The organism is uncultured Brachyspira sp. (assembly GCF_934747485.1).
Lineage (GTDB): Bacteria > Spirochaetota > Brachyspiria > Brachyspirales > Brachyspiraceae > Brachyspira.
On sequence record NZ_CAKVGN010000017.1, the window covers coordinates 13,582 to 33,526 of the forward strand.

At 28.2% G+C, this 19,945-nt stretch carries 18 protein-coding genes and 1 rRNA gene; 12 read left to right on the forward strand and 7 right to left on the reverse strand.

Annotation, left to right across the window (positions count from 1 at the left end; all coding sequences use genetic code 11):
* Positions 1–3 precede the first annotated feature (3 nt).
* The 6 genes from Q0H31_RS04715 to Q0H31_RS04740 all read left to right on the forward strand — a co-directional run bounded on the left by Q0H31_RS04715 (position 4) and on the right by Q0H31_RS04740 (position 6,003).
* A complete protein-coding gene (locus Q0H31_RS04715; RefSeq protein ID WP_295296089.1) occupies positions 4–1,629 on the forward strand; it encodes a nucleoside transporter C-terminal domain-containing protein in 1,626 nt (541 codons plus the stop codon).
* Positions 1,629–2,492, forward strand: a complete 864-nt coding sequence (locus Q0H31_RS04720) for a DMT family transporter (RefSeq protein WP_295296090.1) — start codon at positions 1,629–1,631, stop codon at positions 2,490–2,492. The genes Q0H31_RS04715 and Q0H31_RS04720 overlap by 1 nt, the downstream gene beginning before the upstream one ends.
* A 10-nt stretch (positions 2,493–2,502) precedes the next feature.
* A complete protein-coding gene (rbsK, locus tag Q0H31_RS04725; RefSeq protein WP_295296091.1) occupies positions 2,503–3,372 on the forward strand; it encodes a ribokinase in 870 nt (289 codons plus the stop codon).
* Positions 3,373–3,571: 199 nt separating this feature from the next.
* A complete protein-coding gene (locus Q0H31_RS04730) occupies positions 3,572–3,805 on the forward strand; it encodes a hypothetical protein (protein WP_295296092.1) in 234 nt (77 codons plus the stop codon).
* Between the two features lie 47 nt (positions 3,806–3,852).
* Entirely contained in the window at positions 3,853–4,302 is a 450-nt protein-coding gene (locus Q0H31_RS04735) for a periplasmic heavy metal sensor (RefSeq protein ID WP_295296093.1), read from the forward strand.
* A 171-nt stretch (positions 4,303–4,473) separates the two neighbouring features.
* Entirely contained in the window at positions 4,474–6,003 is a 1,530-nt protein-coding gene (locus Q0H31_RS04740; protein WP_295296094.1) for a vWA domain-containing protein, read from the forward strand.
* A 155-nt stretch (positions 6,004–6,158) separates the two neighbouring features.
* Here the strand turns inward: Q0H31_RS04740 and Q0H31_RS04745 are convergent, their stop codons facing one another.
* Positions 6,159–6,488: a cupin domain-containing protein gene (locus Q0H31_RS04745; RefSeq protein WP_295296095.1), complete on the reverse strand. Its 330-nt coding sequence runs from the start codon at positions 6,486–6,488 to the stop codon at positions 6,159–6,161.
* A gap of 164 nt (positions 6,489–6,652) precedes the next feature.
* A 16S ribosomal RNA gene (locus tag Q0H31_RS04750) occupies positions 6,653–8,165 on the reverse strand.
* A 727-nt stretch (positions 8,166–8,892) separates the two neighbouring features.
* Here Q0H31_RS04750 and Q0H31_RS04755 point away from each other — a divergent pair.
* The 4 genes from Q0H31_RS04755 to Q0H31_RS04770 all read left to right on the forward strand — a co-directional run bounded on the left by Q0H31_RS04755 (position 8,893) and on the right by Q0H31_RS04770 (position 13,810).
* Positions 8,893–9,645, forward strand: a complete 753-nt coding sequence (locus tag Q0H31_RS04755; protein ID WP_367117124.1) for a hypothetical protein — start codon at positions 8,893–8,895, stop codon at positions 9,643–9,645.
* Positions 9,646–9,649: 4 nt separating this feature from the next.
* Complete coding sequence (locus Q0H31_RS04760) at positions 9,650–11,884, forward strand: hypothetical protein (protein WP_295296096.1); 2,235 nt, start codon at positions 9,650–9,652, stop codon at positions 11,882–11,884.
* Positions 11,884–12,267, forward strand: a complete 384-nt coding sequence (locus tag Q0H31_RS04765) for a YkgJ family cysteine cluster protein (protein WP_295296097.1) — start codon at positions 11,884–11,886, stop codon at positions 12,265–12,267. The genes Q0H31_RS04760 and Q0H31_RS04765 overlap by 1 nt, the downstream gene beginning before the upstream one ends.
* A 91-nt stretch (positions 12,268–12,358) precedes the next feature.
* The gene (locus Q0H31_RS04770; RefSeq protein ID WP_295296098.1) at positions 12,359–13,810 is read left to right on the forward strand and encodes an HD domain-containing protein; all 1,452 of its coding nucleotides are present in this window, start codon (positions 12,359–12,361) and stop codon (positions 13,808–13,810) included.
* A gap of 492 nt (positions 13,811–14,302) precedes the next feature.
* On the opposite strand, the gene Q0H31_RS04775 is transcribed toward Q0H31_RS04770, so the two are convergent.
* Together Q0H31_RS04775 and Q0H31_RS04780 are read right to left on the reverse strand one after the other, a co-directional pair.
* The gene (locus Q0H31_RS04775) at positions 14,303–14,626 is read right to left on the reverse strand and encodes a hypothetical protein (protein ID WP_295296099.1); all 324 of its coding nucleotides are present in this window, start codon (positions 14,624–14,626) and stop codon (positions 14,303–14,305) included.
* Positions 14,623–15,099 carry a chemotaxis protein CheX gene (locus tag Q0H31_RS04780; protein ID WP_295296100.1) on the reverse strand — a complete coding sequence of 159 codons (477 nt, stop codon included), beginning with the start codon at positions 15,097–15,099 and terminating at the stop codon, positions 14,623–14,625. The genes Q0H31_RS04775 and Q0H31_RS04780 overlap by 4 nt, the downstream gene beginning before the upstream one ends.
* Before the next feature lie 237 nt (positions 15,100–15,336).
* Here Q0H31_RS04780 and Q0H31_RS04785 point away from each other — a divergent pair, with 237 nt between their 5' ends.
* Together Q0H31_RS04785 and aroF are read left to right on the forward strand one after the other, a co-directional pair.
* On the forward strand, positions 15,337–16,365 hold the full coding sequence (locus Q0H31_RS04785) for a low specificity L-threonine aldolase (protein ID WP_295296101.1): 1,029 nt from the start codon (positions 15,337–15,339) through the stop codon (positions 16,363–16,365).
* A 317-nt stretch (positions 16,366–16,682) separates the two neighbouring features.
* Positions 16,683–17,726 carry a 3-deoxy-7-phosphoheptulonate synthase gene (aroF, locus tag Q0H31_RS04790; protein ID WP_295296102.1) on the forward strand — a complete coding sequence of 348 codons (1,044 nt, stop codon included), beginning with the start codon at positions 16,683–16,685 and terminating at the stop codon, positions 17,724–17,726.
* Between the two features lie 128 nt (positions 17,727–17,854).
* Here aroF and Q0H31_RS04795 read toward each other — a convergent pair whose 3' ends face one another.
* From Q0H31_RS04795 to Q0H31_RS13220, 3 genes are all read right to left on the reverse strand, one after another.
* Complete coding sequence (locus Q0H31_RS04795) at positions 17,855–18,910, reverse strand: hypothetical protein (RefSeq protein ID WP_295296103.1); 1,056 nt, start codon at positions 18,908–18,910, stop codon at positions 17,855–17,857.
* Positions 18,911–18,991: 81 nt separating this feature from the next.
* Entirely contained in the window at positions 18,992–19,375 is a 384-nt protein-coding gene (locus Q0H31_RS04800; RefSeq protein ID WP_295296104.1) for a hypothetical protein, read from the reverse strand.
* Positions 19,376–19,438: 63 nt separating this feature from the next.
* The gene (locus Q0H31_RS13220) at positions 19,439–19,651 is read right to left on the reverse strand and encodes a TM2 domain-containing protein (RefSeq protein WP_367117125.1); all 213 of its coding nucleotides are present in this window, start codon (positions 19,649–19,651) and stop codon (positions 19,439–19,441) included.
* Positions 19,652–19,945: the final 294 nt, after the last annotated feature.

Here is a 19,945-nt window from a genome sequence, read left to right on the forward strand (position 1 = left end):
ATTATGCAATTTACAGGTTTTTTAGGTGTTGCTTTATTTTGTTTTATAGGATTTTTATTTTCTAAAAACAAAAAAGCTATTGATTGGAAATTGGTTATTTGGGGTATAGTTATGCAATTTATTATTGCAGCTATAATATTAGGTAAGGGCTTAATAAGTTTAGTGCCATTTTTTATATGGATATGGGCTATAGCTTGGTATAATTTAGATGTATTTATTTTTAGAGCAAAAAAAATGAATATAATATATAGTGCAATAGTATCATTAATTCTAACAGCTATTGTTATAGGTCTAACATATTTACTTGGAGGAGAGGTATCTTCACTATTGCTTTCAATAGTTTGGTATCTATTCATAATTGTTGGAGTAGTGAGAGTTGCTTTACTCTCTTTTGGTAAAGATATAAAACTATATAAACATTGGTCAAATATTGCTGGCTTTTTATTATGCGGTATAATATTTGGTAATTTATTAGCTAATGGAAAAACTGGTGCTGACTTCTTTGGAGCAATAGGAGATGCTATAACCTCATTTTTAAAATTTGCTTCTTTGGGCGGTGAGTTTATATTTGGTCAGTTATACACTGGAGCAGCAGGTTGGGTATTTATTATAGATGTTGGAGTAGCTACAATATTCTTTATAGCTTTTGTTGGATTATTAGAAAGTCTTGGATTAATGAATCAAGTTATTATAAGCATAGCTAGATTTATAGATTGGAATATGAGAGGAATGGGAATTAAGCCATTGAGCGGTGCTGAAACTCTTGTTGCTATTTCTAGTATTCCAATGGGAGGAGATAATTTACTTCTTATAAAAAACTATTTAAGCACTTTAACAAGATCTGAAATATCTCTATCTATATCAGCTATAATGGCAACTATATCTGCTAGCTTATTTGCTGCATTTGTATCTTTAGGTATTTCACCAGTGCATTTATTGGCTGCTAGTGCTATGAGTGTACCTGCTGTTATAGTTGTGTCAAAGATATGTTACCCTGAAGTAGATAATCCAGTTACTAGAGGTCAGGATATAGAAGTAGTAAAAGATGCTAATTATGGTAAACCTATGAATGCTATTATGGATAGTATAAATAATGCAATTCAAACTGTACTAATAATGGCAGGAAGCTTGGTTGTATTTATATCTTTGATAGGAGTATTCGACAGCATACTTGGACGTTTAGATGCTTATGTTGATGGTCAATTATTAAATGGAGTTAAAAATATATATGGTGAATATAATGGATTTGTACCTGGAAGTTTAAAAACATTATTGGGATATATATTCTCACCTTTAGCTTTTGCTATGGGTACTCCAGTTGAAGATATTATAAAAATGGGTTATTTAATGGGAACTAAACTTTCTATTAATGAATTTGTTGCTTTCACACAGCTTGGTGAGTTTATAAAAAGCAATGCTTTAACAGAAAAATCTATTATAATAGCAAGCTTCGCTTTATGCGGATATGCTAATCCTGGTACAGTAGCTATGAATTTAGGTAAGGTATTGCCTTTTTCTGGAAACAATAGAGAAAATTATATTAATTTAGCATTTAAAACTATGTTTATAGGAGCAGCTGCTTCTTGGATGACTGCAGCTATTGCTGGAATAATTTCAGGATTAATATAATGTATTATATAATAATGTTTATAGCAACGACTATCTTTGCATCTATTGCTTGGGTAGCTAATTATTCAAAAAATGCTGGGTGGTCGTTGTTTTTCTTAGCATCTATAAGTTATTTTATAGCCTTTTGTGTGTTTGCTTTGCTTTGTATATTGAAAAAAAAGCCTATGTTTGATGCGGGTATGTGGAAAGATGGACTTAAACCTGTTATAATATTATTAGTGGGTAATATGTCATTAAATGTTGCAGTTTCTATGACAACCCCTGAAAAAATAGGGTTTTTAGTTGGACTTACTGTAATTATTGTACCTATATTAGATTTTTTTATGTATAAAGCAAAGATACCAAAACTTATATATCCAAGCTTAATATTTGCTTTTATAGGAAATTTTATATTAAACTATAACAAAGAGATGAAAATATTTTCTTTTGGTCTTGGAGAATTTTTATCTTTGGCAACCACTGTCTGTTATGCTTTATCTATTATATGGATAGGAAGATGTGCAAGATCTTTTGGTTTTGAGTCATTTGGTTTTATACAAAGTTTAGTTAGTTCTATAGGTTATCTCATAGCATCATTAATTACTGGAAGCATTCATTCTATAAGCAATTTGCCTTTATATCCTATATTATTTTATGGTTTAGGCTCTTATGTATTAGGAAATGCTTGTCAATTTGTTGCTCAGAAAAATTTATCTCCTATAATTTCAGCATTAATTATGGCAACACAGCCAATAGTTGGAGTTATAATAGGTATATTATTTTTTAATTTTAGTATTACAATTTCAATATGTATATCTGGTTTCTTTTTCTTCATTGCTAGTGTAATGGGGGTAATTGCTAATAATAATACATCTAAACAATAAGGAATAAAAAATGAGTAAAAAAATTTTGGTTATAGGAAGCATTAATAAAGATTTGGTTACAACAACTCCGCGTTTTCCTAAAGAGGGCGAAACTATACTCGGTAATAATTTTTCCACAAGCAATGGAGGCAAAGGTGCTAATCAGGCATGTGCGATAGGTAAATTAGGCGGAAATGTAGCTATGCTCGGTGCCATAGGCGATGACAATTTTGGCAAAGACTTATCAAATGCTTTATATTCCAACAATGTTAATATAGATAATTTATTAGTAAAAAATAATATTTCTACAGGCATAGCAGTAATTACTGTTACTAATGATGGAGCTAATCATATTATCGTAGCACAGGGAGCTAATGCTTTAATTACAAAAGATGATATCAAAGAAAAATTGATTTCATCATTTGATATAATAGTTATGCAATTGGAGATACCATTAGAAATAGCAAAATATGCTGCATCTGTTGCAAAAAAACTTGGAAAAACTGTAGTATTAAATCCTTCTCCTGCTGTAAAACTCGATAAAGAATTTTTAAGCTGCGTAGATATATTAATTCCAAATGAAACAGAAATTGATATTATAGGCGGTATAGATTATGTGCTTGAATGCGGTGTAAAAAACATAATACTTACTTTAGGTGCTGATGGGTGCGATTTGATAACAAAAGAAAAGAGGAAGCATTTTGATGCATATAAAGTTGATGTTGTTGATACTACTGCTGCGGGAGATAGTTTTTTAGGCGGCGTTGTCAGAACAATTGCTGATGGTAAAAATATAGAAGAGGCTATTGAATTTGCAACTAAAGTTTCTAATATAACAGTTACAAGAAAAGGAGCTATAGATTCTATACCTACATACAATGAAGTTATTGAAATCTATTAATATTTTCAATAAATAATTAATATTCTATTTTAAGAGTGTCTTTTATAAAAAAGCACTCTTTTTTATATACCATGATATAGTATTTAAAAAAAATAAGTTTTTTTATTTTTTCGGGAACTTTTATTTTTTTTGTACGTCTAATAAAGCATAAGAAAACAAAAAATAATAAAATAAATATAAAAGTAAAGGGAGATTAAAAATGAAAAAAGCATTTATAATTTTGGTTTCTATAGCAATTATGGTATTTGGTTCTGTATCTTTATTTGGATATGGAAGAGGCTATGGAATGGGTTATGGAAGAGGATACGGAAGAGGTTATGGCATGGGCTGCAATTACGGCGTAGGTTATGGCAGATACAATGACGGTTATAAATATAACAGATATAATGGCTACAATGGATGCTATTATTACAATAATTCATATGTAAAATAATTAAAAAATAAAATAAATAAAAACACACAACTAAAGGAGAATTAAAAATGAAAAAAGCATTTATAATTTTGGTTTCTATAGCAATTATGGTATTTGGATCAGTATCTTTGTTTGGACAATATGGCAGAGGTTATGGAATGGGTTATGGCAGAGGTTACGGAAGAGGTTATGGCATGGGCTGCGGCAGAGGCTATGGAAGAGGATACGGTATGGGATGCAACTATGGATATGGCAGAGGTTATGGTTATTACAACCTTACTCAAGACCAAATTAACCAAATACAAACTATAGAAAGTAAATATTTCCCTCAAATAGATGATTTGAGAAGAGAAGTATACAACAAAAACCAAGCTATAAATTTAGAAATGAGCAAACAAAACCCTAACCAAAATGCTATAAATAAAGCTATAGATGATAGAGCTAAAACTTTATCTGATTTAGACAAATTAAGAACAGAGTTTTTCTTAGAAATGGATAAAGTGCTTCAAGTAAAATAATAAAATATTTATAATTAAATAAAAATACCTGCATAATATTGCGGGTATTTTTTATTTTAAAATAAACATATACTAATTTCTTATAAACTAACAATTTTTTAACTTCAATTAACATAACAATAGATATTTATAGATAATAGAGCCGATAATAGATTATAGAGGTTTTAAACAATGAAAAGATTTTTATTTATTATTTTATCGGTAGTATTTTTTACTACTTTAGAAAATTTATATGGTCAATATACAGAAATAACCCAAGATGATATTATTATAGAAAAATTAGTAACAGGATACCAAATAAATATAAGAAAAAAAAATAATATAGACAGTATAAGACTATTATTTAAATTGCAAAATAATAAATATTCATACCTTTATCTAAATCAATCATCAGATGCTAATTCATTAATAAATATTAACAAAGTATCAATACACAGTAAATTGGGAACAGCTTTGCAGGCATCTATAGGAGAATCTGTATATTTAGATACTAATAATGGAAATGCAAGAATTTCTTTAGCTGATAATACAGAGCTTATATTAGAAGCATTAGATAATAACGGCAATATTGTAACAGATTCAAAATTTTTATTTAAAGTTGACAATAATAGAAGAACTAACCCAATAATAACATTAAGAAATGTAGAAAAAGAAGGTGATTTATACGCATTTTATCTTTACTATTCCGGCGGAGAAAATGGAAAGTATGCTTTTTATGTGAGAGAAGGTTTAACTAATACTACATATAAATTAATTAAAACTTCATTTAATTATGCTGTACAAGCAGATAATAATGGAATAATATTAGAAGATACATATAACAGTAAAATAGGTAAGCAACTTTATATAAAGGCTTATTTTAGAAAATTACCAGAAGATAGATATTTGTCTTTTAATGTATTTAACACAAAAGGAGAAACTTTTACTTATCCTATAGATTATATAATAGAAAACAAAATAACAAATAATGCAGCAAACACTATTACACCTACAGAAGAAAAAATTAATGTTGTGCCTATTATAGAGCCTCCTAATCAAGAAATTATAGAATTAAACACAAATGAAATGATAGTAAGTAAAAAGAAAATAAATAATAACATAGAAAAAAATTTTTTTGACGGAGAAGCAATAGATTCATTAAATAATGCCAGCAAATTTGAAAATCATTATGCTAATGATGAAAAAGATTTAACAAATCAATTATATAAAATATTAAATAAATATCCCAATTCCGCTGATTTAGTTCTTGTGTTAGATACAACAGAAAGTATGCATCCCTATTTAACTTCAATAAAAGAGGAAATTAAATCCATAAGTAAAAAAATATTTAAAAATGATAATAATTCAAGAATTGGTTTTTTGCTTTACAGAGATGTAAATGATACATATTTAACTAAAAAAATAGATTTTGATAATAATATAAATAAAATATACAGAGATGTTAATTATTTTTATGCAAGCGGCGGCGGAGACAAAGCAGAACCTATGTATGAAGCAATACAGGAAGCTTTAGAAACTTTTGATTATAGAAATGAAAATAAAGTAGTGATAGTAATTACAGATGCTCCTGCCAAAGTAATAGGTAAAGCTAATTCTAATACAAACCAAAAAACAGCAAAAGAAAAAAATATAAAAATAGAATATATGCTCGTAAAAGAAATAAAAAGAAATTCGGAAGATATAGAAAAGCCAATATTTTAATTAATTTTAATAGTAAAATATTATTATACGCCAACACTTTAGTTTGTTATTTGATTTAGATTTTTATTCTTAATATAATTTTTCATTATATATTTAGTAGTTTTGGAACGCTTTCTTCTATTTTCTTATAATATTTTTAATATAATATGTATTAATTAAATATTCAAAAAATCTTCTCTTTTAGGTGTAAATGTGTCTAAAAGCTTGCCTTTCTTAATACATTTACATCCATGAAAAATATTCTTAGCAAAATACATACTATCTCCAGACTTACATAAATGTTTTTCTCCGTTAATTGTAAACTCAAACTCACCATCTATAATATAAGTAATTTGTTCATGTTTATCATGAGAATGAATTTCAGCTATAGAGCCTTCATCAAATTCCATATAAACAGTCATGAGATTATCAGAATAAGCCAATACTTTTCTTTTAAGTCCACTTCCTAAATTTTTTAATTCAATTTTATTAAAATCCTGATACATAAAAACTCCATTGTTATAAGTATAACAAGTTTAGATTAAATGGCAATATTTAAGACACAAAAAAACCAGCCGCGTAGGCTAGTTAATTAACGAGGTATAGGAAATATATAAAAGTTCTTTCAAATATGAATAGCAGTAAGAGTTTAAAAGGACAAACTCCGAATAAAGGAGGTGATCCAGCCACACCTTCCGGTACGGCTGCCTTGTTACGACTTCACCCTCATCATCAGTCCCACCTTCGACGCCGCCCTCCTTACGGTTAGGCTAACGGCTTCAGGTAAAACCAACTCCGATGGCGTGACGGGCGGTGTGTACAATCCCCGGGAACGTATTCACCGTAGCGTTCTGATCTACGATTACTAGTGATTCCAACTTCATGGAGTCGAGTTTCAGACTCCAATCCGAACTGAGGCAACTTTTTTGAGTTTTGCTCCACCTCGCGGTCTTGCTTCTCTTTGTACTTGCCATTGTAGCACGTGTGTAGCCCTGGACATAAGGGCCATGAGGACTTGACATCATCCCCACCTTCCTCCTACTTAAACGTAGGCAGTCCCCTAAGAGTGCCCGACATTACTCGGTAGCAACAAAGGGTAAGGGTTGCGCTCGTTGCGGGACTTAACCCAACATCTCACGACACGAGCTGACGACAGCCATGCAGCACCTATGTTAAATGTCCTTGCGGTCTGACATATCTCTATATCATTCATCTAACAATTCAAACCCAGGTAAGGTTTTTCGCGTATCATCGAATTAAACCACATGCTCCACCACTTGTGCGGGGACCCGTCAATTTCTTTGAGTTTCACCCTTGCGGGCATACTCCTCAGGCGGCACACTTAAGACGTTAGCTACGGCACGCCTATTTTAATAGGAGCACCTAGTGTGCAACGTTTACGGCTGGGACTACCAGGGTATCTAAGCCTGTTTGCTCCCCCAGCTTTCGTGATTCAGCGTCGATAAATGCCCAGATGACTGCCTTCGCTATAGGTGTTCTTCTCGATATCTATACATTCCACCGCTACACCGAGAATTCCATCATCCCCTACAATATCCAAGAACCACAGTATCCGAGGCGTTTCCGAAGTTGAGCTTCGATATTTCACCTTAGACTTATAGTTCCGCCTACTCACCCTTTACGCCCAGTAAATCCGAGCAACGTTTGCCTCCTACGTATTACCGCGGCTGCTGGCACGTAGTTAGCCGAGGCTTACATTATCTACTGTCACTCATTCTTCGATAATTTCCGAGGTTTACAACCCGAAGGCCTTCATCCCTCACGCGATGTCGCTCCATCAGACTTTCGTCCATTGTGGAAGATTCTCAGCTGCTGCCTCCCGTAGGAGTCTGGGCCGTATCTCAGTCCCAATGTGGCCGGTCACCCTCTCAGGTCGGCTACCTATCGTTGCCTTGGTGAGCCTTTACCTCACCAACTAGCTAATAGGCCGCAGGCTCATCGTGAAGCGAAAAAACTTTCCTCTACTCTACTTATGTAGCAAGAGTATATGCGGTATTAGTCCATGTTTCCATGGGTTATCCCCCACTTCACGGCAGATTACCTACGTGTTACTCACCAGTTCGCCGCTAACTTATCCAGTTGCCCAAATAAGCCCGCTCGACTTGCATGCTTAAGACGCATCGCCAACGTTCGCTCTGAGCCAGAATCAAACTCTCCATACTCACTTTTCAGTGAATCGTTTTCGATTCTTTATTTTATCACTTTACTAAGTGATGATTTACTTTTGCAAAGAAATTGTTACTTATTGTAACGCGTTTAGGTCTCTTGAACTTAATTAAAAGTTCATTTACACCAGTTGTGTTTTGTTTTATTAAACTTAGCTTCTGCTATCCATATTTCAAAGAACTTTTTGTTTCAAGCGATTTTTTTTATTTCTCATCGTTTGTTTTATTATTATAGCATGAGTGCGATAAATAGCAATAGGGTAAAAAGCAAATTTATTTATTTTTTTGAGAATTTATTTAGGATTAAACTGTTTATACTACATTTTAAACATATTTTTCAAGACAAATTCATGAAACTCTAAATTTACACATAAAACAACCCATAAATTTCAATATAAACCATGAATTTTTGAGAAATTTTGCTCTTTAACATACTTTTTTAACTAATTTTTTTTATATTTCAAATATTTTTTTATATTTTTTTATTCACATAGATGTTATTTTATTAGATACAATGCAAAACAAATTAGATACAATACAAAATAAAAATAACAACTTTAAAGATTATATAAAAAAATAACTACACTCTAATGTTTTAACAAAACTATTCCGTAATTTACCAAAATCATTATAAAAAAAACTTTAATTATAAAATTCTTTGTTAATCTTGATTTTATCTTGATTTTGATGTATCATTACAATCTATAATAATTGGAGAAGTATTTTGGAAACAATGTTAGATATCATAAATAAGGTACAATTGGAAAGTATCAAAAACCTTGACAATGATACTTTTATATCAATAGCCAATTTATGTTCTTTCATTCCAAAATCTATAACAGAAAACAACAAATGGAAAAAACTCCCTCTTTCAGCCAAAGAAGTATACAGAGTTTTAGTTGCTAATTATGACTACGAAAACGGTATAGCGAAAACTACTCATTCTCAAATGTTAAACGAGGCAGGAATTGGAGGTAATGCTACTATAGTAAAATCTTTAGATACTTTAGAAGAAAATAATTTTATTACAAGAGTTGAATCTAAAGTTAAAAGCCATTACTATCTTATGCCTTATCAAGAAAAGTTTTTTGCTGATATGTGTCATTTTAGCCCAAGGGATTTTTCTGTACTTTACACAATAAACAAAAAAGTAAAAAAAGAACAGCAAGTTAAACAAGCTATAGATAAATTATTCTTCAAAGTTTGTTATAATTTAAGCTGTCTTGGTATTGATAATCCGCAAAAAATAATAGAAAAATACTCTTCCGATGGATATAAATTAAGAATAATACAATTTATGGCTGATTCGGTTTATATAGTTAAAAAGTACAAGCTAAATGATAACGATATAGACCTAAATAAATATCTTATAGATTTATTGAAAAAAGGAAATATCAAAGAAAATATATTTGACAATGATAAAATGAATACTATAAGAAACATAATAATAAAAAATAAACAAAATATTACAGAGTAAAAATATGGCAACAAAAAAAACAACAAATAAAGAAGAAGTAAAAAAAACCACTGCAGCTAAAAAAACTGTTGCAGCAAAAAAAACTGCTAATAAAGAAGTAAAAGACTCGGCAAAAGAAACTGCCGCAGCTAAAAAAACAGCATCAAGTGTTAAAAAAACTGATACTGCTAAAAAGGAAACTCCTAAAAAAGCTACTACAGTTAAAAAGACCGTTACATCTAAAAAAACTGCTAGTAAAGAAACAGCAGCTAAAGATTCTGCAACTACTACAGTTAAAAAAACCACTGCAAGCATTAAAAAAACTGACACTGCTAAAAAAGATACTCCTGTAAAAACTGAAACTGAAGTAAAAAAAACAGTAGCCCCTTTAACTTCTCTAAAAAAAGATAATACTCAAAAAACAATAGATAATATATTTAAAAAAATGGCTTCTAAAGATGAAGGCAGTGAATCAGCTGAAAACAAATCAAAAGAAAGCTCTTTCACCCCTATAAGAACTTCATCTACTATAAGAAAAATAGAGCTAATAAAAACTACAGAAAGAACTAATGAAAGAGAATCAATAACTTTATTAAAAGAAGCTATAAGAGCTAAATCTAAAAATGTTTCAAGACCTATAGTGGCAAAAAAACACTTAGTTGTAGCAGATGATAAAATAGATGAAAAAGAATCAAATACAAATGAATCTAAAAATACTACTGAAAACATTTTTAACAAAACAAGCGATATAGTAAACAATGTACTAAACAAAAAAGAAAATGAAATAGTTCTTAAAGAAAATAATGATAAGCCTCAAACATTAGAAGAAGTTGTTAAAAAATACAATTTTGATTCTTTTGATAAATACAAAGAAGATGAAAACAAAGACAAAGAGCCTGAAGAAATAAAAGAAGAATTAGAAAAAATAAAAAGTGATATAGAAGGAATAGAAACACATACAGAAAATACAGAAGAGACTAAAACTATAGAACAAGCTGAGAAAATTGAAACTGCAGAACAAGTACAAGTAAAAGAAGAAACTAAAGAAGAAGAAAAAGTAACATACACTAAAGGCGATATATTTAAAAATAAAAAAGTTATACTTCCTACAATAATGCAGCAAAACATTAATGAGCAGCAATCAAAGTTTAATCAGGAAGAAATAGATAAAGCAATAGAAAATGCCGCAGAAATAGATGATGATACTCCAGTAGAAGATTATCAAAACTATTCAAATAAAAAATTAAAAGAATTAGAAGAAAAAGACATAAAAATAATAGAAACTGAAGAAGAATTAAAAACTTCTACTGTTATACCTGAAATAGAAAAGAAACCTGTAGAACCATATAAAGTTCCAGAGCATTCAATAGAAAACCAAAAAGAAGAAAATAAACCAAACAAACTTATACCAATTATAGGTATTATAATTATAATATTAGGTTTATCATTCTTAGGATTTCAATTCTTAACTTCTAAAAATGATAATAATGATGATGGTTTCTATAATATAGTTACTAATGAAAATATATTAAGCAATGAAAACATCAATGAAATAACAAACGATTATGATAATTTATCTGATATATCAAATATAAATGCTATAAGCAGCAATAAAAATAATGTTGTAAGTAATCAGCAAAATAACAACACAAATAAAGTTATAACTAATAATAATATTGCAACAAATAACAACATAGCAACCAATAATAATATTGCAACTAATAATGCTGCTAATAATACAGCTACTAATAATCAAATAAATAAAACAACAAACAATAATCAAGTAAATACAAATAACACAACAGCAGTAAAAACAAACACAATTAATACAAATGTTAATCCTCCTAAAGAGCCTCAGCTGCCTAATCCCCCTGTGATACCTGATCCGCCTACTCCTCCTGCAACACAAAATAATAATAATACTCAAAACAATGCTGCTGCATATTTAGATGGTAATTTATATAAAACTCAGTGGACTGATACTTTGACTTCTATTGCCATAAAAGAACTTGGAGATGCAAGAAAATGGCCTATGATATTTGCTGCTAATGATAATATATTTACAGACCCAGATAAGATAGTATTTAATGTAAATATAAAAATACCTGATGACGGCAAAAAAAAAATTGAAGATATGAATCAAGCTGAAAAAAAAAATCTATATGATGCTTATATAAAAGTTGCTGATAGATATATTGAACTTGGCAAAACTAATTTATCTAATATAGTAAGAAATACCGCTAATAACATTATAAAATAATGAAAAAAATCAAAAAGAAAAATGACATATTAGAGTTCTCTTGCATAGGATGCGGGTTATGCTGCAAAGAAAATGGATATGTGTATTTTTCTTTAGAGGATATTAAAAAAGCTTCAGAATATTTAAATATTAATCCTCTTGTCTTTATAAATAAATATTTAAAACATAGCTACTCTCTTGAATATCATATAAAAGTAGATGAAGAAAATAGATGTCCTTTTTTAGATGAAAAAGATAAATGCATTATTCATGATGCCAAGCCCAAACAATGCCGCACTTACCCTTATTGGAATGAATATACAGACAAAAATGGAAATTTAATATCTGGAAAATTTAAAAGACCTTGCCCGGGGGTTAAACCTAAAAGAAAAAACAAAAAATAATATAAAATTTATAAAAAAATAATAGTTTTATTTTTTTATAAAATATTATATACTATTTTTATAAATTTCACATTAAGGAAAATTAATAAATATGTCTGAAGAATTAAATATAGATAAATATCTCGTTCTTACTTTAGATGAAATAAAAGAAATTAAAGATAATTTAATAGCACATAATATTCCATTATTTAGAATGGATAAAGAGAATAATATAATATCTTTTCCTACAGAACAGCTAAGTCTTATAGTAGATAATCCTAAATATTCTAATATAAAATTATATGTTCCTAAAAGTTTTTCTCACTTTATAAATGAGTTTAAATTATTAAACACTAATACCGGAGCAGCATATGTAGAAACAACTAAATATGTATTTCAAACTCCAAAAGAAGCTGCTGAAGAGATGAGTAGGAAAATTTCTGAAATATCTAAAATGAGCTATAATGAGAAAGTAAATATAATTGAAACTTACAATAAAGAACTAAAAGAAATTAAAGTTGATGAGAAACATACAATCAACAGAAATACAGCACAGCAAATAGTAGATGCCGGTAATGATGTAGGACTTATTGCTAAGGTTACTATGTTTGAAAGTATTAAAAAAATTAGAGGAAATGAGATTACACAGGATCAGGCAAAATTAGAAAATCAGGAAATTAATGATACTACTACTTCTTTGGTAAACACTATAGTTAATATGCTTTCAAAGAATTTAGAGACTCAAAAAGTTTTTACAGAATTAAGAAATTTCTCTGACGGCGGCGTAATGGCTCATTCAAACAGAGTTTTTGTTTCTTATGTAAATTTTCTTGCCTTTTATAACAATCTCATAAAAAGAAGAAATTTAATACACAGCATAAGAACAGCTTTCCCTACAGTGTATAAAAAATATTATGAGAATATGACTACTTCCTCAGAAAAATATAGAATATACGAAGACTTTAGAACACTCGAAGACTGTATTGATAATGGTATGCGTTTTGTTGAAGAGAAAGAGATGAACTTATATTCCATTGGTGCTTTGCTTCATGATATAGGAAAAGTGAAGGATTTGGATTATTTTGAAGGCGAATCTGGAAGAGATTATGAGAGAATAAAAAAACATTTATTTAACAGTTACACTCTTGTAAGCCAAACTTCTGAATATTCTCTTGAGGTTATTTTAACTGTTGCTTTGCATCATGAATATTATGGACTTGGTTATGGACCTTATGAACGTTTATACAAATTAAAATTAGAAAAAGTTCCTAGCTTTCAAATACCGAGGATTATGTCTTATGAGGCTAAGGTAATAGATGACTGCGATGCTTTTGCTTATTTCCCTGCTAAGATGCTTGAGATAATAGATGTATATGATGCTTTAATTGACCCTGCAAGAAAATATAGGGGTGGAAAAACTTTTACTCCTGAAGAAGCTCTAAACATCATGAAAGAAGATTTTATAGAAAAGCATGTGAAGTTAGACCCTATACTTTATGATGTATTTGTTGAGTTTTTAAGCAACTCTATAGAAAAAGATTTACTTTCTTCTAAGTTGGAATAGATTTATTAGTTACAATAAACTAAATTAAAAATATTTACAGCGATTTAATTTTTATTTATATAATTTTTTTATTTTATTCAACTTTTTCCCGCCTTCGCGGTGCGGACTTCGTCAAAGTTGCAAAAAATGCAAAATATTTTAGTTTTATATCTAAGAAATATATAAATAATATATTGTATTTTTAACTATATCTAAATTGTACTTCATAAAAATGCAGTCCTTTTGCTTCTTTGGGCCACGTCTCCGACACTCCCTTCGGTCGCAAAAGAAGTGGGGTGCGGTGCAAAGCCCTGCAAATATTTTTATTTAAAAAATATTCTTTTGATATTAATTTATATTTTTGTTTTATTCAAGTTATTTAGATATACTTTGCGAAAGTGAAAATAAAAATTATATTAAATTATATTAATTTTTATTTTATATACAGTATAATTCATTAAAAATATTTTTTATAAATTTGAAAATTTTTAGTATATAGATAAGATGACTATATTAAAATCTCAATTTCTTTTTCTTTAAAAGAAGCCCTACTAAATATTTAAGCTCATACCTTGAATAATAATCTTTTACCATAGTAACGCCTCTCTTATTAAAAAAATTAAAATATTGATGCGTTTCTAATATGCCTATAAGTGATTTAAAATGTTCTTTATCCAATTTAAAACTATTTGAAACTTCTTCTATTGTATATAATTTATCTTCATCTGGAAAATATTTATTTAAAAAAATATTGGCTTTCTTTATTATTATTATTTTAGAGACTATATATTTTATAAGAAGAGTAAAAGCAAATAATATTAATAAATATTGAATCATGATGGAGTTTGATTAAATATTATTAAATTCATAAATATTTCGCCAAGCTCTGTTTTATAACATATAGAAAGTATCTTATCATTTTCTTTTTCAAGCATAGATAATTGGTCGCTCATAAGTATAGCAGGAGGAGTCATATCCAAATCTATATGTTTAGTAGAAAGCTCATTGATAGCAGACCCAGCAACCATATTAACAAATTCTTTTATAGTAGAAATAAATATATCATCTATAACAGTAATAGATTCCATATTAAGAGCCGAAGCCAATTTAAAAGCAGTAGCCTTACTCATATTAAACATAAGCCTTCCGCTCAAATCACCATTAATACCAATAAAAACTATAACTCCGCCGACATGGTTAGCATTTCTATGTATTTTTATGCTTCCCTTACCAACATTAGAATTAAAATAACTCTTTAATATAACAACTGTACCTTTACTAAAAGCGTTTACAACGTCTAAATCAAACATATTTTATTTACCTACTATAATATTTATATATAATAATATCGGAAATTAATTAATATTTTTTTATACAAATAAACTCATATATAAATAATAGTATATTAATAATATTTAATTTATCAAGTATAGTAATATTTTTTAAATCCTTGACATTATATAAAAATTGTAATATTATATTTTTATACCAAAATAGGTATATAAAATAAAAATAATATGTTTTTATTTTATACAGGGAGCAACAATATGAGAGTTTATGATTTAAGAACAGACACTATAACAAAACCAAGCGATGAAATGCGTAAAGCGATATATAATGCAGAATGCGGTGATGATGTTTATATGGAAGACCCTACTGTAAATAAACTTCAGGATATGGCAGCAGAAATCACAGGAAAAGAAAAAGCAATATTTCTTTCAAGCGGTACTATGGGTAATTTAATACCTTTATTAATATTATCTTCAAAAACAAGACAAATACTCTTGGAAGAAGAATCACATATTATACATTATGAGCTTGGAGGAGTAGCTGCATTAGCAGGTGTTTTGCCTTTACCAGTAAAAGCTAAAAGAGGAATATTGACAAAATCTATAATAGAAGATTATTTTTCTCCTCAGCCTTATTATATGTCTAATGTAAATATAGTAGAAGTTGAAAATAGCCATAATAGGCATGGCGGAAGCGTATACCCAATAGAAGTTTTAAAAGAATTATATAGTTTTACAAAATCAAAGAATGTGCATATGCATATGGACGGAGCGAGAGTATTTAATGCTTCAATTGCATCAAAAGCCTCTGTAAAAGAAATAGCCTCTAATACAGACTCTATTACATTTTGTTTATCAAAAGGCTTAGGAGCCCCTATGGGAGCTATGTTATGCGGAAAAAAAGAGTTTATAGACGAAGCTTTTAAAATTAGAAAGTTAATAGGAGGCGGATTAAGACAGATTGGTTTGATGGCTGCTGCTGGAATATATGCTTTAGAAAATAATATTGATTCATTAGAAGAAGACCATATAAAAGCAAAAAAAATAGCCGCTGCTGTAATTGAATCAAAATTGGGAGAGTTGAGTTTAGATGAAGTTGAAACTAATATTGTAATAGCAAAAACACAAAAGAAATCAATAGAATTAGTAAATAAACTTTTAGAAAAGGGAGTAAAAGCAAGTTCTTTTGGCGATTATAAATTAAGATTTGTAACTCATAGAGATATTAGCATGAAAGAAGTTGAAGAAGCTTGTGATATAATAAAAAGTTTTAAAAATAATATTTAAAAACAATATAATCACAAAAACTTAAAAAAAATATTACCAAAACTATTAAAAATAATTATAAATCTATTGACTTTTTAATTATTTTGAATATAATATATTACTATGAAAGGTAATATTATTTCAAATACAAACAATTTTTTAGCTTATTACTTTAAGTCTTTTTATTATTTTGGCGTTTAAAACGCCAGAGTATCTTTTTTAAAACAACCACACATATATACATTTTAATTTAATCAAACAATAAAAGCATTATTATAAAACAACGCAATGCTTAATTATTATAAAAAATAAATATATTTTTTAAGGAGAAAACAATCATGATTATAGTAATGAAGGCAAATGCCAAAGAAGAACAAGTTAATAATATAACAGATAGATTAACTAATTTAGGACTCGGTACAAACAAAATCGTAGGTGTAGACTGTACAGTTATAGGTATTGTAGGAGATACTTCAAAAGTAGATAAAGAATTAATAGCAACATTACCGGGCGTAGATAAGGTATTAAAAGTACAAGAACCATTCAAAAGAGCAAATAGAGCATTCAAAAAAGAAGATACTATAGTAGATGTAAGCGGGGTAAAAATAGGCGGAGAAAAGCCTGTAATTATAGCAGGACCTTGTTCTGTTGAAAGCGAAGAGCAGGTAATAAATATAGCAAAAAGCGTAAAAGCTTCAGGGGCTTCAATACTTAGAGGAGGAGCTTTCAAGCCAAGAACTTCACCTTATGCTTTTCAGGGTTTAGCACTTGACGGACTTAAAATATTAAAATTAGCAAAAGAAGAGGTTGGTATACCTATAGTAAGTGAAATTGTATCTATAAGACATTTAGAAGATTTTGAAAACACTGTTGATATGATTCAAATTGGTGCGAGAAACATGCAGAACTTTGAGCTTTTAAAAGAAGTAGGTAAATTAAAAAAGCCAATACTTTTAAAAAGAGGTTTAGCTAACACTATGGAAGAGTGGCTTATGAGTGCTGAATATATATTAGATAAAGGCAATCCTAATGTAGTGTTGTGTGAGAGAGGCATAAGAACATTTGAAACATACACAAGAAACACTTTCGATGTATCAGCTATACCGGTAATAAAAAGAATGAGTCACTTACCGGTTATAGGAGACCCTTCACATGCAAGCGGAAAAGCTTGGATGGCATTACCTCTTACTTTAGCAGCAATTTCTGCAGGTGCTGACGGCATGATTATAGAAGTACATAATGACCCAGAACATGCTTTATGCGATGGAGCTCAATCTATAAGACCAGAAACATTTGCTGATGTGATGGAATCTGTTAATATGATTAGCGAAACAGTATCCAAAATAAAATCAAAACACAACGGAAGAGTTTATACAAAGTAAAATATTTTGATTTATAATAGGAAAAAACTGCACAAATATTTAAAACTAAAAAATACAAATTGAGAATAAAATTATAACCTTACATTATAATTTTTATATATTAATTATACTGTAAGGTTTTTATTATTTTATTGTAAATAATATTCAAAAATTTCTAAAGGTATAAATCCAATTAATTCAGTATCTTTATATTTATTTACATTATTTTCCATATCTTCTTTATTGTAGAAATTTTTTAAATATATATATGTTTTAGTAGATTTGGATTTGCTCATAACGCTTTTTAAATAATCATTAGTTACTGTATTATAATCTTTTTTTATTATTTGTTTGGATTTTAAATCAAGATAATTTGTTATTTTATACTCATCTTCATTTAAATAATAAGTGTCCGTATTAGTATACCAGCCTTTTGGTACTAATAAATTAAGAAATGAATCTTTGCTGTCTATATACTGAGCTATAGTGCTAGTATAATAAAATTGAGGATTATATATTAATTGAATATTACCATCATTATTGTAATTTTTTAATTTTTTTTCATCTACATTTACATCATTTATATCATAATAATATTCATTTTGAAAACATAATATACTAGTTATTTTTTTATACACATCATTATTATTTTCTGTATATTTTAATAAGTATATTCCTGCAGAATTTTTATTAATTATTTCATCTTGTGTTAAACTATACTTATACGCCTTATTTATATAATTTGTATTATAAGTATCGCTTCTATAGAAATATATTTTTTGTTTTAAACTATCCATAATACTAAAATCATCTTCATAGTAATTTCCATCTTCATATATTATTCTATCATATAAACTTTCACCAAATCTATTTTTTGTAACTTTATACATTGAATTTTCTGACATATTTTTATCTGTAAAATTTTCATACATATTATTATTAAAATCATAGTAATAATACTTATATTCATCATTGATATATTTATAAAATAATTTCTTTTCTTTTTTCTTAAAATCATATATATATTTGTAAGTATTATTATTTGAATATTCATTTATAAATATGCAGTCTTTAGGTATTATTTCTGTTTTTAGTGTGCTATGATATAATTTATTAGTATAATAGAAATAATAAAGTTCTATTATATTTTCAGCAAAAATGTTTGAAGATATTATGAACATAAAAAAAATTATTAGTTTCTTCATAAAAATTATTCCTTAATAATTTAATATTTTTTGAATTAGAGCCGTATAAAAATATACAGCCCTAATTTAATATAATTAATCCTAATTCCAATGCAAACTTCCCCCGCATCTGTCGCATTTAGATGAATGAGTTCTTGGATAAATACTTCCGCATTTTGAACATACTAATTTTTTATCTTCAGTCAGAAGTCCATATCTTCTATATGCTTCTGTAAATATGCTCATTATATATCTAGTAATTCTGCTTGATTTGTAGAGCATAGCAAATAATTTACTATCCTCAGATGATGTAATGGATAATATTGATATTATTATAAATAAAACAGCTATTATAATAATAATTGGTATTGATACTGCATCTTTATTTATTTTCCCCATAATTATTGTAGAGCCTATACAGAATATTATAAATAATACTATATACATACTCCAAAATATTTTAATTCTCTCTATAAATTTTTTCATTTGTTTCTCCTTTTTTATTAAGCATTTAAGATGGAATAATTATTCATTTTTTCTATTTTATTGTTATGATATTATTTTTCTTCCCTGATAGTCTTTAAAATTTTTGCTTAAAATCATAATAATATCTATTATCCACCATATTAAAAATCCGCCTGCAGTTAATATAAATAGTATTGCTGTTATTGGTTTTCCTGCATAAAATCTATGTGCTGCAAATTCAGGTAAAAATATACATAAAAGTAAAAGTGTACTCCATTTTTTAGCAGGGTATATCATTTGTCTTGCTCCACAATGAGAACATATTTCATCATCTTTATTAATGATTTTACCGCAAAAACTGCAGAATTTTTCATCTGCATTTCTAGATATAATTGTTTGATTTTGTTGATTATTATTTTCTTCTAACATTTTAGACTCCTTAAATTTGTTTGATTTATATAAAATAAATTTATATACATAATTAATAAATTGAATATGTTATAAGATTTTATATGTTTAGGAGTAAACATAATATTTTTTAAAAATAAAATTTCAGCTATTTTATATACAATATTTTTTATCTTGTTGAAT